General features: G+C 41.9%; 18 protein-coding genes and 1 pseudogene. 6 read left to right on the forward strand and 13 right to left on the reverse strand.

From position 1 onward, the window contains the following. Positions 1–543: 543 nt before the first annotated feature. The 5 genes from V1502_RS13175 to V1502_RS13195 form a co-directional block, all read right to left on the reverse strand. Positions 544–1383, reverse strand: coding sequence for a DegV family protein (locus V1502_RS13175; protein WP_409251106.1), 840 nt, complete (start codon positions 1381–1383; stop codon positions 544–546). Between the two features lie 57 nt (positions 1384–1440). Next, positions 1441–1929 (reverse strand): hypothetical protein, encoded by a 489-nt coding sequence (locus V1502_RS13180; protein ID WP_409251107.1) that lies wholly within the window; start codon positions 1927–1929, stop codon positions 1441–1443. Positions 1930–1956: 27 nt separating this feature from the next. Then, positions 1957–3645, reverse strand: coding sequence for a formate--tetrahydrofolate ligase (locus V1502_RS13185; protein ID WP_409251108.1), 1689 nt, complete (start codon positions 3643–3645; stop codon positions 1957–1959). A 450-nt stretch (positions 3646–4095) separates the two neighbouring features. Continuing rightward, a complete protein-coding gene (locus V1502_RS13190) occupies positions 4096–4794 on the reverse strand; it encodes an AIM24 family protein (RefSeq protein ID WP_409251109.1) in 699 nt (232 codons plus the stop codon). After that, positions 4791–5492 carry a class I SAM-dependent methyltransferase gene (locus V1502_RS13195; protein WP_409251110.1) on the reverse strand — a complete coding sequence of 234 codons (702 nt, stop codon included), beginning with the start codon at positions 5490–5492 and terminating at the stop codon, positions 4791–4793. The genes V1502_RS13190 and V1502_RS13195 overlap by 4 nt, the downstream gene beginning before the upstream one ends. A gap of 388 nt (positions 5493–5880) precedes the next feature. Here V1502_RS13195 and V1502_RS13200 point away from each other — a divergent pair, with 388 nt between their 5' ends. Further along, positions 5881–6099, forward strand: a complete 219-nt coding sequence (locus V1502_RS13200) for a DUF3892 domain-containing protein (RefSeq protein WP_409251111.1) — start codon at positions 5881–5883, stop codon at positions 6097–6099. A gap of 280 nt (positions 6100–6379) precedes the next feature. On the opposite strand, the gene mntR is transcribed toward V1502_RS13200, so the two are convergent. Next, a complete protein-coding gene (gene mntR, locus V1502_RS13205; protein ID WP_409251112.1) occupies positions 6380–6802 on the reverse strand; it encodes a transcriptional regulator MntR in 423 nt (140 codons plus the stop codon). 333 nt (positions 6803–7135) lie between these two features. On the opposite strand from mntR, the gene cspD reads away from it, so the two are divergent. Further along, the gene (gene cspD / locus V1502_RS13210) at positions 7136–7336 is read left to right on the forward strand and encodes a cold-shock protein CspD (RefSeq protein ID WP_113929350.1); all 201 of its coding nucleotides are present in this window, start codon (positions 7136–7138) and stop codon (positions 7334–7336) included. A gap of 89 nt (positions 7337–7425) precedes the next feature. On the opposite strand, the gene V1502_RS13215 is transcribed toward cspD, so the two are convergent. Both V1502_RS13215 and V1502_RS13220 read right to left on the reverse strand, forming a co-directional pair. Then, entirely contained in the window at positions 7426–7602 is a 177-nt protein-coding gene (locus V1502_RS13215) for a zinc-finger domain-containing protein (RefSeq protein WP_409251113.1), read from the reverse strand. 31 nt (positions 7603–7633) lie between these two features. Beyond that, entirely contained in the window at positions 7634–8287 is a 654-nt protein-coding gene (locus V1502_RS13220) for a reverse transcriptase-like protein (RefSeq protein ID WP_409251114.1), read from the reverse strand. A gap of 268 nt (positions 8288–8555) precedes the next feature. On the opposite strand from V1502_RS13220, the pseudogene V1502_RS13225 reads away from it, so the two are divergent. The 3 genes and pseudogenes from V1502_RS13225 (at position 8556) to V1502_RS13235 (ending at position 10711) form a co-directional block, all read left to right on the forward strand. Continuing rightward, positions 8556–9195, forward strand: a pseudogene (locus V1502_RS13225) (queuosine precursor transporter). A gap of 201 nt (positions 9196–9396) precedes the next feature. Beyond that, positions 9397–9801: a reverse transcriptase-like protein gene (locus V1502_RS13230; protein ID WP_409251115.1), complete on the forward strand. Its 405-nt coding sequence runs from the start codon at positions 9397–9399 to the stop codon at positions 9799–9801. Continuing rightward, positions 9794–10711 carry a DMT family transporter gene (locus V1502_RS13235; protein WP_409251116.1) on the forward strand — a complete coding sequence of 306 codons (918 nt, stop codon included), beginning with the start codon at positions 9794–9796 and terminating at the stop codon, positions 10709–10711. The genes V1502_RS13230 and V1502_RS13235 overlap by 8 nt, the downstream gene beginning before the upstream one ends. Positions 10712–11085: 374 nt before the next feature. Here the strand turns inward: V1502_RS13235 and V1502_RS13240 are convergent, their stop codons facing one another. Together V1502_RS13240 and V1502_RS13245 are read right to left on the reverse strand one after the other, a co-directional pair. After that, complete coding sequence (locus tag V1502_RS13240) at positions 11086–11400, reverse strand: DUF6123 family protein (RefSeq protein WP_409251117.1); 315 nt, start codon at positions 11398–11400, stop codon at positions 11086–11088. Positions 11401–11558: 158 nt separating this feature from the next. Then, positions 11559–12044 carry a divergent PAP2 family protein gene (locus V1502_RS13245; RefSeq protein ID WP_409251118.1) on the reverse strand — a complete coding sequence of 162 codons (486 nt, stop codon included), beginning with the start codon at positions 12042–12044 and terminating at the stop codon, positions 11559–11561. 123 nt (positions 12045–12167) lie between these two features. On the opposite strand from V1502_RS13245, the gene sspL reads away from it, so the two are divergent. Further along, positions 12168–12308, forward strand: a complete 141-nt coding sequence (gene sspL / locus V1502_RS13250) for a small, acid-soluble spore protein L (protein WP_409251119.1) — start codon at positions 12168–12170, stop codon at positions 12306–12308. 61 nt (positions 12309–12369) lie between these two features. Here the strand turns inward: sspL and V1502_RS13255 are convergent, their stop codons facing one another. The 3 genes from V1502_RS13255 to V1502_RS13265 form a co-directional block, all read right to left on the reverse strand. Then, a complete protein-coding gene (locus V1502_RS13255; RefSeq protein WP_409254348.1) occupies positions 12370–13233 on the reverse strand; it encodes a 5'-3' exonuclease H3TH domain-containing protein in 864 nt (287 codons plus the stop codon). Between the two features lie 240 nt (positions 13234–13473). Beyond that, positions 13474–14307, reverse strand: a complete 834-nt coding sequence (locus tag V1502_RS13260) for a sulfurtransferase (RefSeq protein ID WP_409251120.1) — start codon at positions 14305–14307, stop codon at positions 13474–13476. A 3-nt stretch (positions 14308–14310) separates the two neighbouring features. Further along, entirely contained in the window at positions 14311–14487 is a 177-nt protein-coding gene (locus V1502_RS13265) for a hypothetical protein (protein WP_409251121.1), read from the reverse strand. Positions 14488–14494 lie beyond the last annotated feature (7 nt).

Here is a 14494-nt window from a genome sequence, read left to right on the forward strand (position 1 = left end):
TTTTCAGCAAGAGTGCTATGTTCAGCAACCACGGAATTAGAGATGATTCAAACGTCAGGACAGGGAATGGTGTTCTTATTCAACAAGACAGCTCCAAGGCGGTCATTTCATAATAAATATTTGTCTTTTATCAGGTGCCTTGCCGCGTTCATCACATTATCACATTGAGTTTCCTCTGTAAAAACGGGAGGCTTTGCTAATCACCCATTATAAATTTGGCAAGCCCTTTATAATAGGGCGTTTCTCCGGTTATCGCCCATTATAAGCCTGGCAATCACTCTATAATAAGGTGTTTCTCCGCTTATCGTCCATTATAAGCCTTGCACCCCCTCAATAATAAGGTGTTTTTCCGCTTATCGCCCCATTATCAACCTAACTATCACTCTATATTGGGGCGCTTCTCCGCTAATCACCTCATTACAAAGCTAACACTCTCGATAGGGTGAACGGCAGACGTCTGCCATATTCAGGAATAAACACAAATTACCTTTTCAAATGAATTACCGGGCACAAAAAAAGAGAGGAAATCCCCTCTTTAATCACTCACTCTGCAAACCAGCTGATTCCCAGTGTATTTTTCCCGGCATGGACTCCAATGACGGCCCCAAGTTCATGTGAAGAAAAGGTGATGCCAGGGTACTTATCGGTGAGGTCGCTTACCCACGAATCTGCTTCCTCTTTGTTTAGACCGTATAAAATGAAGACCTCTTTTACGACTTTATTTTGCAGTGCAATATCTAAGTAGTCCTTCATACGGGAGTGCCCTTTTGCCGTGCTTCTCACTTTCTCTTCGACTTCCAGCTTTCCTTCCTTTATCGCCAGGATTGGTTTGATTTTCAAAACAGATCCAAGGAAGAAGGAAACCCCATTCATTCTGCCGCTTTTATGAAGCTGTTCAAGGCTGCCGACCATTACAAAGGTTTCCCCTGTTTTTATTTTAGTCAATAGGTGTTTCTCAATTACATCTGGATTGGCTCCGCCCTCTGCCTCTCTAATGCCTTCCAATATCAAACGTGTCAATGGGAAGGATAGAATTTTGGAATCTATAACGGTAACCGGGATATCGACGAGCTGGGCCGCCTGCTGAGCAGATGAAATCGTCCCGCTAAACGCCGCTGAAACATGTATGGAAAAGATATGATCATAGTCTTCTTGAAGCTTGGTGTAAAGTTCCTGAAAGACTCCAATGGACGGTTGTGAGGTTTTTGCGTCTGTCCCATTTTCTTTTAAGAGTTCAAATAATTCTTCCGGAAATAAATCAACTCCGTCTTTATACTCCTGGTCTCCAATCAGGATATTCATCGGAACCACGTATACGTCTTCATTGTTATCAAATTCATCCACCCTGCATGCTGTACTGTCAGTCACCCAGGCTATTTTCATTCCCCTCATCCCCTTTTCTCTATATGTATGTCCAATGTTTATATCTCTATGAATGTATCATAATATTTGTAGTAAAGAATTCTCCACATGAACCGCAACTTCCTCCAAGTCATCAACCATTTCTTCTGTAATTAGCCGATTAAAATTAATAATCCCCTGATGAAGGAATGGCTGGCTGCTGGAAGTGACTTCACGCCACTCTATATTTCTTTGCGGTCCCCACCAGTCTTCCAGACTATCCATAAAGGTTTCAGAAAAACGCCGACCTGCCGATTGGTAATGCACTTGCAGCGTGGCACCGGGCTCTTCCCCGGCTTTAGGGAATGCCTCGGCATTCCATTCTTTAACCCCGGCAGCAAGGGTGACTGTCACCGTAATCTCTTCGGCATCGGGGTTGCAGAGAGTCAAGGAGTAACGTCTGTTCAGGCTCGCAAGGTCAACGATATCCTCTCTGTTGACAACCTTTAATGTACCCATCAAGTCGAGCTCGTACAATGCTCCCTGCAAAACCACTTTCAGGTTTTCATATGCTGTTGGATCAAACATAACCTGTGCCTCCATTTAAAAAGAATCCTAGTATAGGCCGCTTACATTCCCGTTTTCATCAACATCCATTGAATAGGCTGCTGGTTTTTTCGGCAGACCTGGCATAGTCATGACTTCACCTGTCAATGCAACAATAAAGCCTGCACCAATTTTTGGTCGGAGCTCCCTGATATGGATGGAGAAATCTCTTGGCCTTCCGAGTTTTTTTGCATTATCGGAAAGAGAATACTGAGTTTTTGCCATGCATACCGGTAAACCATCCCAGCCAAGGTCTGCAATTTCCCGCAGTTGTTTTTCAGCTTTTGCAGAAAATTCAACGTCGCTTGCTCCATAAACATTGTAAGCAACTGTCCTGATTTTATCCTCGATGCTGACTTTGTTGTCATACAGCCTTTTGAAAGATTTTTCATTCCTCTCAATTACATTTATCACTTTTGCGGCCAGATCCTCTCCGCCTTTTCCTCCCTTTTCCCATACTTGTGTCAAGGAAACGGCTTCTCCATTTTCTTCACACCAGTTAAACAGGTAAGCCAGTTCAGCTTCAGTATCCGTAACAAACTTATTGATGCTGATTACAAAAGGAACACCAAACAAGCTGATTGTTTCCATATGTTTCTTCAAATTTTCCAAGCCTTTTTCCAGTGCAGGCAGATTTTCCTCTGCTAACTCCGCCTTGTTCTGGCCGCCATGCATTTTTAATGCTCTTACGGTAGCGACCAATACAACGGCATCTGGACTTGTACCTAAAGCTTCGGTTTTAATGTTCATGAATTTTTCTGCTCCCAAATCGGCGCCAAACCCTGACTCTGTTACGACATAGTCAGAAAGCTTTAAAGCTGTTCGGGTGGCTATTACTGAATTGCATCCATGTGCAATGTTCGCAAAAGGACCGCCATGAACAAGAGCCGGCGTGTGTTCGATGGTTTGCACGAGATTCGGCTTTAATGCGTCTTTCAGCAGCATAGCCAATGCTCCTTGTGCACCGATATCTTCCACTGTTACTGGCTGCTTCCGGCTATTATAGGCTACTACCATCTTCGCCAAACGGGCTTTCAAGTCCTCCAAATCATTAGCCAGGCAAAGGACAGCCATTATTTCCGAAGCCACGGTAATATCAAAACCGTCTTCCCTTGGCACGCCCTGGACAGGACCGCCAAGCCCGACCACAATGTGCCTCAAAGCCCTGTCATTCATGTCGAGGGCCCGCTTCCATGTAATTCGCCTCTGATCTATCTCCAGTTCATTTCCCTGATGGATATGATTATCAATCATTGCGGCCAATGCATTGTTAGCAGTAGTAATGGCGTGAATATCTCCCGTAAAATGAAGGTTGATATCTTCCATCGGCAGGACCTGGGCATACCCTCCTCCTGCTGCACCGCCTTTAATTCCCATGGTCGGACCCAGAGAAGGTTCCCGTAAGGCAATCATTGTTTTCTTATTGATGGAATTCAAGGCATCTCCAAGCCCCACCGTCACAGTCGATTTTCCTTCCCCTGCAGGTGTCGGATTGATGGAAGTGACGAGGATGAGCTTTCCATCCGGCTTGTTCTCCAGTTTTTTTAACGTTGGATATGTTAACTTGGCTTTATATCTTCCATAAAGCTCTATGTCTTCTTCCTCGAGGCCGAGTTTTTTTGCTATATCCATGACAGGAAGCATTTCTGCCTGCTGGGCAATTTCAATGTCAGATGGTACTTTCTTTTGTTGTTCCATGAGATTCCCCTCCTAATGATTTAAGTTAAACTTTTCTTTTACTATGTAGGTCTTTATCTTATTTGTAGCTTTAGATAAGTGGTAAGCTAATTTACGCTTCAAGTGCCGGCGTTGGAACTATACGTTCTGATACCCCACAGGAGGCATCTCACCTTCCACTTGAACCAAACTAAGAGAGCCAGTGTAAGTCATCAGGTGAACAAACGATAACTTTATAACAGCTTTGCATAAAAATCTTCCATAGATACATTTATACAGATTAGCCATGTGATTGTCCATGTATAACAAACCTGGCGGAGGGATATTACAGTATCTGATTTCTAAAATGGCTCAATAAAAATCCCCCTTCCAACTTTGCGGGAAGGGGGCACTCTGGGAGAGGAATCTTGGTGTACTGTTAGAATATCCGGTTTTAAGGTTTCAGAAACTGGATATTTTTCACAAAATTAATTAAGAGTTCTGCTCGCTGTAGTATACTTCTTCAAACGGCTGCACCACAACAAACCCTTCCCCTTCAAATTTCATTTGTACGGACTCCCCGCTTCCCCTTCCAAAGAAGGTTTTCAATGATACATCTGTGACAAAGTCAGGCTGGAGATTCCCAGACCATGCAACCGTTGCATTCGGGTCAGTGTATACAGGGTTGCCTGGTTTCACCAACAGGGTCAATGGTTCATAATGAGAGGTGATGGCGACCATCCCGCTGCCCTCAATCCGGACATTGAATAACCCTCCTGCCATCATTCCTGCTATCCGTCTCATCAGCTTGATATCCCATTTCAGCCCAGGCTGAAAGGCAAGCAAGTCATTTCCGTTAACATATATGGCGTCATTATCAAGATTAAGAATTGAAATTTTCTTTCCCTGATCCGCCAGATATAATTTCCCTTGCCCGTTTGCTTTCATTAAAGATGTTCCTTCTCCGGTAAGGGCTTTTTTAAAAAGCTTGCCCAGTCCGTGCTCAAGGACACCTTCTCTTTCAAACTTGATGGCTCCCCTGTATGAGATCATGGCTCCCATTTTTGCCCAAACTTCTCCATCGAGGTTTACCTCCAGCATTCTGGCGGTCTCCAGTTCAAATAATCCTTCTCCCTTGTCTTCCTGCTGGGTTTGCTTGATAAATTCATCAATTGAAAAACGTTGATTCATCTTACTCCCTCCATATTATCCCCGGTTTTTTTGAACATGAACAGGGTCATAAAGGTCAAAGCCTGTTTCAGCTCCCGGGACAGATTATTTACGAGTTTTTCAGAAACGCCTTTTTTGTATACCCATGATTCGTCCTCTTTTACCAACCCATTAGTAAGTGCGAGGTGCTCCAATTCCCACGGCATCATCGTATTGCATATCACATTCTCGCCATATAACCTTGAAAAAGAGTTTTGCCGGGGATGTGCAGTCGGTCCAAGAACCCCAATACATAACCTTCCGTCCCCTTTGACAATTTGTGCTGCCTGCTTCAAAGCATGAAAAGGGTCTTCCGTCCATTCCAATGAATTAATCATCATGACCGCGTCAAACGTTTCTTTCTCAAAAGGAGGGTGAGAAAGGTCTCCCTGAGTAAAACTCAATCCCTCTTTCTCATGTTTTTTTGCGAACTCCACCATTTTCGGAGATATGTCCATTCCTGTAACTCTATAACCTTGCTGGTTCAGCAAATAGGAGCCAAATCCATCTCCGCATCCCAAGTCTGCTATTTCGCTGCCTTTTGGGACGTTCCTCATCATGAACGGGAGGATATCTTTCCGGCTCCCCTCTGTCCACATCTCGACACTTCTGCTATGCCAGTTGCTCGCATTATAATCCCAGCGCTCCTGGGCACTTTCATGCCACTCATTATTTTTCATAATGTCACCTTCTCTGCTGATTGTTATGTAGTAAACTTCTATAGATACCATTTCTCATACAGGTGTAAAAATCCTGCTTTAAAAAGGCTCTTTTATAAAACATTGTTGCTGTTTAATATGAATTTCAAAAATTATAGTAATCATTTCCACGAAAATCCTGGTAAGCAAGAAAGAAAAGAGCTACTCTCCCCGTTCATTGAGAAAGAAACCGTGAACACAGGGGAAAAACCCGGCACTTGGGATTTTTCCTAAAGCAACAATCTATACGAAAACACCCTTTATAAGACATGTTAACTAAGATATTCTTATTTTCATCTTCGGATGCTTTTTAAAGTGAGCTTTTTTTGACCATACTAGGGATAAGAATAATTGTAAAGGGGAAAGCGAAATGGAGGAAATCACAAAAATCCAGCGAAATCATGATGGTCAGGTCATTGGCTTTCAAACGTCAACTGGCCGGATCATTTCTTATCAAAAAGCTTTAATGGAAGCACAAGATGGGGTTTTATCAGGCGTAAGGATTGAGTATGACGGTGAAGGGGTTTCACAGCTCGCAAACAGCTATACTGGTGATGTCACTTTTTCAGAGTATCCTGAGATATTTTAAATAGGCTCTTTTCTAAAGGCTCTTTTCGAAAACTTTGTTGCTATTTACAATTAAGTTCAAGAGATCTGGCTAAAATTCATAAAAATTATCATGATCAGCAAGAAAGAAAAGAGCTATTCACCCTATTCAGAAAGAAAAGCCCTTGTACCCAAGGGAAAAATCCGGCACTTTGGATTTTTCCGATAGATACTATCTATACAAAAACAGCTTTTAAATAATATATACGAGAGCTGCCAGTTGATACCAAAGAGAAAGGACGATTCCTGGAATCGTCCTTTTTTCATTCGCTCTCGTTTTTGCTTTGTATTTCCCTTAACCTTTTCAGAAGGTCGTCATTTTCTTCAAACAACTGTACAAGGTCCCCAATCCTGTCGATGGAGTCCCAGCTTAAATGATGTTCTATCCCTTCCACATCTTCGTAAATGTTCTCTTCCTTCACGCCGATTATATTCAGGAATTGTTCCAGCAGTTCATGCCTGAAAACAAGACGTTTTCCAATTTTGTTTCCTTTAGCAGTCAATATGAGTCCCCGGTACTTTTCATACACCAGGTAATCATCTTTATCTAATTTCTGGACCATTTTGGTTACTGAGGAGGGATGGACAGACAGGGCATCAGCAATATCTGAAACTCTGGCATATCCTTTATTATCGATCAATAAATAGATCTGTTCTATATAATCCTCCATACTTGGCGTCGGCATATCGAACCCTCCACATTGGTAAAATATCATTAAAAGTTTACTATATAAACTTGGCGAATACAACCGAAAGCGATTTATCAGTGATTCTCCACTAGCGTGCTGACAAGATTTTATACTGCCGGCAGGGTCCCCTGCCCCCTGAGTGAAACCGTTTAAATTTTCTTACAAAAACTACGCTAACTTCCTTGACTCTAATAAAGTCCTTATTGTATATTTAAGACATCATTTAACAGAATTCTATGTCTTCTGCTGAGACTGACAAAAGGTTCTTAATAATGATAATATTTCCATGAGCACAAAAGTGTGCTTGAAAGATTTAGGAGGAACAGTATTATGCAAAACGGTAAAGTAAAATGGTTCAACAATGAAAAAGGTTTTGGATTCATCGAAGTAGAAGGCGGAGACGATGTATTTGTTCACTTCACTGCTATTCAAGGTGAAGGTTTCAAATCATTAGAAGAAGGTCAAGAAGTTTCTTTCGAAATCGTAGAAGGCAACCGCGGACCTCAAGCTGCTAACGTAACTAAACTTTAATTTCGACTATAATAGATGATAAAGGAAGCCGGTATTGCCGGCTTCCTTTTTTTCTGTTGAAGCTGAAAGACATCTTGTGTAGGTATCTTTTATGTTAAGTTTTTGCCCAGTTCCTTTATTTTCTGCCCCACTGTACATTTTTCGATGCAAAATCGGTGAGCATAATTTTTGCCATACTCTTTTCTAAAGTGGGCTTTTAATAAACAATCTTCGCAATAGGTCCCAAGGATTTCGTCCAGCTTTCCAATGACCTGAATTCTTTCCACAAAACTCATCACCTTTCTTCGATCCAACCTTTCAATTTTCCGAATGACTGTGAATGAATGTATCCTGAAGCGCCTGGTTTGCCAGGTGATCTGCTTCTTTATTTTGTTTTCGATCGATTGCTTCATATATAGGTTTTATTCGGAGAGCCTTTATCTTTGCCTCAATCCGGTCAAGCCAGTTATTCAACGTCTCTTCATAACATGGCCATTCTCCTTCAAGTTGTTTCAATACAACTTGAGAATCCCCTTTAATCACACATGGTACTTGGCGGACTTCCAATTCCTCCAACAACTGCATGCAAGAGTAGAGCGCAGCATATTCAGCTTCATTATTATTTTCTAGTTCTTGAAGCTTCGCATTTTTCCTGATCCTATAATTTTTACCGCCTTTTTGATAATAAATGACCATACCGAGACCTGCAAGGGCATTTTCTTTATCGTATCCCCCATCAAAGTAGACAGTAATGTTTTCAGGCTCCTGTTCAAGCTCTTCATTCAGCTTGAGGAACTCCTTCCTGCTCCACTCATTTTCCATTTCATCACGAATCAGGATATCCTTCGCTCTTCCGATTCTTAACAGATCTTCAATTAAGTAGTCAACGTATTTTCGGTTCATCCACTCAGATTCAAAAATTATTCGATCAGGTATTTTTCCAATGTATGTCCAAATCACTTTCATCTTCATTGTTTTCCTCTCCTTTCAGTGGACTCTTTTGTCCCATTGATACTTACTATGTATAATGGACAAGGACTTTTGCGTCTTTCATTTCGCTCTTTTCGTAAAACTGTTTGATTCAACTGCGCGATAAGCAATGCAGTACATCTTAACAGGGGCAAAGCTCTAGGAACAGCTTACTCTATTTTTACGTATAAGAGTTACGTTGAGTAAAGAATATAAGGAGATTGTCATTAGTATATGCAGTAGTTCATCATATTTTCAAGGATGCAGTAAAATGTTCAATGGATGGTTCGAACTTATCTTTGTTCTGGTTAATTTTATACTGGTTCTGGCGATATACAGACTTTTTGGCAAAACAGGCTTGTTCGTCTGGATAGGAGTCTCCACTATATTAGCCAATTTACAAGTGATCAAAACAATTGAGATCTCCGAACTGACAGCCGCACTCGACAATGCTATGCATGGGACTGCCTTTCTCGTGACCGATATTCTTAACGAAAGATACGGAAAGAAAGAAGCACAAAAAGTGGTGTGGTGAAATTCTTCACTTTCCTGGCCATGACCGTCATCATGCGAATAGCTCATATTTTCCAGCCCCACCCTGATGATTTTGCACAAGGGGAATTGGAAACGACTTTCCGCATGATTTCCCCGTGGAAACCTTGCTTATTTGATCAGCCAGTTCGCTGAAGAGATTTTCAAAAGATTCTCAGTTCAGGATCCGCAATAATGGAAGTACGTTGATTGGTCAGCTGCTGGATACACTTGTCTTTACATCCACCGCCTTTTTAGGAGCATTTCCCTTCTAGGTGTGGATGAAAATTGCTATATCAACGTATCTTTTAAAATGGGTTGTCTTATTGATCGACACTCCTTTTGGTTATCTTGCCAAACGTATTCAAGTTAAAGAATAGGTCCCTTCAGCTTCAAACAGGCATAATGCTTGCCTTAAGCCTTTTTATTTGGCTAATCCTTGCTAAATAGCGTTCAATAGAAGGGGGTAATACCTTTGCCCTCATCGTTTTCTGCATTTTTTGTTATAATCAATTCTAATGATTGATGTATTACCTGATTCTGATCAGACTATAGATAATTTAATTTCCTGAGGTGAAGATATGATTGAAGTTTACATAGATGGCGCCAGCGCGGGTGACCCTGGATACAGTGGAGCTGGAATTTATATAAAAAACAGCGGGGAGAACCTTTCTTACTCCATACCGCTTGGAATAAAAGAAAACCATGAAGCAGAATATCTTGCATGCATCAAAGCCTTGCAAATCTGCAAGGAGAACAATTTCAATGTCCTTTCTTTCAGAAGCGATTCGCAGGCCGTCGTCAATGCTGTCGAGAAAGAGTACGCGAGAAATAAAAAATATAAGCATCTTTTAGAGGAAATACTTTTCTTATCAAAAGAATTTGACTTGTTTTTCATTAAATGGATTCCGAGCAAAGAAAATAAAAGAGCGGATGAACTTGCCCGCAAAGCTGTCCGTTTGAATGAGGAGATCCCTGATGAATAACAAAAGATGGGCAGCGGATTTCTCACTACTTACTGTAGCATTTATATGGGGAGCCACATTCGTCATTATCCAGAATGCCATATCCTTCATGTCACCTTTCGCATTCAACACTGTAAGGTTTTTCCTTGCAGGTGTTTCCCTGCTGCTGCTTCTGCTTTTAAAAGAGAAAGGCCGGACCCGCTTTAGTCTCAGAAATGTTTTGCCCGGTATACTATTAGGTTTCTTTCTATTCCTTGGATATGCCTTTCAAACATTCGGTCTGCTGTACACTACCCCTGCAAAAGCCGGGTTTATAACAGGGTTGAGTGTTGTGCTTGTACCTTTTTTAGCGTTCTTGATGATGAAACAGAAGCCGGTGCCTGCTTCGATTGCAGGAGCTTTGTTCGCTGCACTGGGTCTTTATTTATTAGCTGCCGGCCACACACAGTCGGTTAATCTCGGTGACTTGCTTGTCATGATTTGTGCATTAGGATTTGCATTTCATATTATTTTCACTGACAAATATACAAAATTCACTACGGCTTTGCATCTGACGATTGTTCAGATTCTCACAGTGGCCGTGTTATCATTTGTATCCATGCTTCTATTTGAAGATTGGCAAAGCTCTATCAGCCTTTCAACACTTCTGCAAATTGAAGTCCTTACAGCATTGTTTATAACAGCCTTGCTGGCAACCTCTGCTGCTTATTTGATTCAGACAGCAGCACAAAAGTATACGACTCCAGCAAGGGTCGCTGTTATCTTGGCGATGGAACCGGTATTCGCCGCGCTGTTTTCATACATATGGGTAGGCGAAGAGCTGACGGCACTTGCCATCACAGGCTGCCTGTTCATCTTTGCGGGTATGCTGCTGACCGAACTGCCACAGCTTTTCAGGCTGGTGCTCAGAAGGCACTCTTCGGCTAACTAAGCAAAACAAAGACAACCTATTTTGCAGGTTGTCTTTGTTTTTTGCGTTTGAAATACCTTTTTTACGTTTTTATTGATGTAGTGCTGAATCAGGGAAGCTTTTCGACCTGCTGTTTGTGGGTTCCAGTTACTGATTTGGAAAAAAGATATTTCTAGAGGCACTTTTTCTTTGGATTTGCTGGGCTTTTCGCCTCTAGAACCATTCTAGAGGCACTTTTGCTCTGAATTTACTCCTCTTTTTGCCTCTAGGACCATTCTAGAGGCACTTTTACTCTGGATTGGATCCACTTTTTTGCCTCTAAAGCCTTTCAAGAGGAACTTATGCCCATTTTATAAACTCAGCGTTTGTCCTCAAAGCTCTTCTTAATTTACGAGTTAAGCCAACAATTCAAGACTTTCAGCGTATCTCCATGCAGCTTTCCGGGTCTTGATATTGTTAGAATACAGGGTTTCCAATAAAGAAATATAGAAGCTGTTATCAAACCTTTTTTGCGCCTTCAATGTTATCTCTATCGCTGCATTTACGATTTCATCTGAAGCATTTACCGACCTCTTGCCAAAATAAATAAATCCGATTGCATCTTCCCCAAATTTGAAACCTTTGTTTTCTAAATGAATAAGAAAGTCTTCGGTTGTTTGTTTGTTGTATTTCACGATTTCCCTCACCCTGCAGTTAAAAATTCTTTCCATACTTGTTACTCTATCTATATTGGCAGTTTTTCTTATGAGTTGCCAGCTTCTGTTACACTTAAGTACATCTCTCTGCTCTCGCTCTTCGTGATTCCTTTATCTCATGCGAAGGCGGATGAGTTTGGACGCCGCTGAACGGGGCATCTCCACTTTTGATTCTATCTTACAAAAATTCTCCTTTTTTGCCTATCTTTTTTTCCGAGGAGAAAGCTGATGCCGCCTATAAGGGCACCGAAGATCGCGCCTCCCAGGACCTCTGCCGGTTGGTGTCCCAGCATTTCTTTCAGTCTTTTTGGTTTTTCCTCAAAGGGAATGGATTCATCTTCATGCGCCTTCCTGACCAATTCATCAAGTGAATTCACTTTCAAAGTGAGTTCTCCCGTTTGGCGGCGGATTCCTTGTGCATCATACATGACAATCAGTCCAAAAATGAAGGATAGGGCAAAATCAATCGTTGAAACACCCTTTTTCAATGCAATGAAGGTTGTCAGTGAAGACACACCTGCAGAGTGTGAACTTGGCATTCCCCCAGTCTGAAAGAAAAGCATCGGTTTCCACTTTCCTGTTTTCATAAAATGAAGCGGAATCTTAAGTGCCTGAGCTGCAAATATGCTCAACAGAGCCGTTACGACTCCTCTATTCATCTTCTTACACCCCCTGGAGATTTTTCAATCAACAAATTACTTGGCCGCATCATTAGTGTGTCCAAACGATTTATTTACATTAAAAACCCTGATGCTGGTGAAAATAAGAGTGGAGGTGACAAGATGAGCAAAAAACATTCTAAAAACCGGGGTACAAAAGCGAACGCCGTAAACCCACAGGGCTACGCACAAGATGGCAACGCGACTCCTGATCCAAAGTCAAAGTTGGAGAACAGAGCCAAAAGGTCCAATACCAAAATATAAGCTATAAAAAGGGACTTCCCCAACAGCGTTTTGCCATTGGATAAGTCCCTTATTAACTAATTCAGGCATGCTGGCTGAGTAAATGTTCTTTTCCAATCAGGAATCTCCTTAAGGCACGCAGTTCCATATCGTCCATTAACGCAACTGCATCCGGTGCAATCGCTCTCCATTCAGCTGCTTTCATGTTAAATTCAAGCGGCACATCACATTTAATTTCAGCAAGCTGACGGGATAGGTGAAGCATATCCAAATCAGCTTCGATTTTCTTTTTTTGAGAAGGCGTTAAAAGATGCAGGCTGTCCAAAATCCCTTGGATATGCTGATGTTCTTGGATCAGTTTAACTGCAGTTTTTTCACCGATGCCTTTCACCCCTGGGTACCCATCACTTGTATCGCCCATAAGTGCTTTCACATCAATGAACTGTTCAGGAGTCAAACCTTTTTCTTCTAAGAAATGAGCTTTGGAATACGTTTGATAGTTGCCAAACCCTTTCTTTAAAAGAACGACGTCAATGTTATCATCCAACAGCTGAAGCAAATCCTGGTCACCGCTCAATATGGACACTTTTGTGTCTCCCGGAACACTTTTGGCAATGGTCCCGATACAGTCATCTGCTTCAAAGCCCGCCATGCCAATATTATATAATGCAAACCCTTCAGCTACTTCCTTCGCAAGATCGAACTGAGGAATCAGTTCGACTGGAGGTGCGTTTCGATTTGCCTTGTAATCAGAATAAATTTCGTTTCGGAAAGTCGAGCTTCCCATATCCCAGCATACTGCTGTATGAGTAGGATTGATATGTTCTACAGCCATCAAAAGATGTTTCATAAAGCCCTGCACACCATTAGTAGGCTGTCCTTTTGAATTTATCATAAACTGTCCTGAAACGGCCGTCGCAAAAAAAGAACGAAATAAAAGAGCCATTCCATCAATCAATAACAAATGTTCATTGTGTTTATCCACATTCACCACTCCTTTGTTCACCTAAGTATTATAACATATTTCAGTAATCATTTTTGTTGTAATTCTTAGGAGTGATCTGTACCTATCTATTAGCGTTTTATAAGACTCCTGCAATTTCCATCGACAAATTCGCTATCCTATTGGTTATCATTCTTGTTAAAAATAAAAGAAACCTGATCCCTTAAAGAATCAGGTTTCTTACTAGTCATTTTCATTATTAGTTTCTACTTCATGCTCCTCATAAGAAATCCAATCACTGTAGCTTCCTGGATAAAGCTTGACGTTTTGAAAGCCTGCAGACCATAGTGACAGGACATTAGGTGTGGCGGTCACGCCCGAGCCGCAGTAAACGATAACCGGCAGATTTGGATCGAGTTCTTTCCACCTTTTCCGCTGTTCTGCTGCTGGCCGGAAACTTCCGTCTTTCAAGGCCTCTGTCCACACATGGTTGACAGCACCAGGGATATGGCCGGGGACCTTGTCAATCGGTTCGTATAATCCAAGGTAACGTTCTCTTGCCCTGGAATCAACGAGAATTCCCTTACCTGATATATTTCTGACATCATCGACTGATGCAATCATGTCATTTTGAGCTTGAGGCTGGTATTCCCTTACGCTATAATTAACAACTTTCCTTGTAACCGGAAGGTCATGACGCTTCCAGCCTTGATAACCACCATTTAAAATACTGACATCTTCATGCCCAATATACTTGAAGAGCCACCAGCAGCGTGCGGCAAAGGCTCCCTCCCCGTCATCATAGACAACAACGGTCGTGTCGTTTTCGATTCCTGCCTGTTCCAGTTTCCGCACAAAGTCGTCAATTTTCGGAAGCGGATGCCGACCTCCATGCTTCTTCACTTCACCGGAAAGATCTTCTTCCAAGTCAAAATAAACGGCCCCCGGAATATGACTTTCTTTGTAGAGCTTCTTTCCATAATCCGGTTCTCCAAGTTTAAAGCGGCAGTCAATAACTCTCACCTTTTCATCAAGGTAGTGGGATTTCAGCCAAGAAACTTCTGTCGTGCTTTTCATGGTTCAGCCATCCTCCTTCTTCATCAGCTTCCTGATATGATCTTTAGGGTCCCAGCAATTGAATTGGTAGTCAGGCTTGGTTTCGTAACCAAGTCTAGTACAACGATAATTCATTTTCCCTTCAACTCGTTCCGCTGAAAAGTACTTGCAAGTAGCGCATGCATGGTAACGACTTTTCATCTTCTCC

The organism is Rossellomorea sedimentorum, from assembly GCF_046237645.1.
GTDB lineage: Bacteria > Bacillota > Bacilli > Bacillales > Bacillaceae_B > Rossellomorea > Rossellomorea sedimentorum.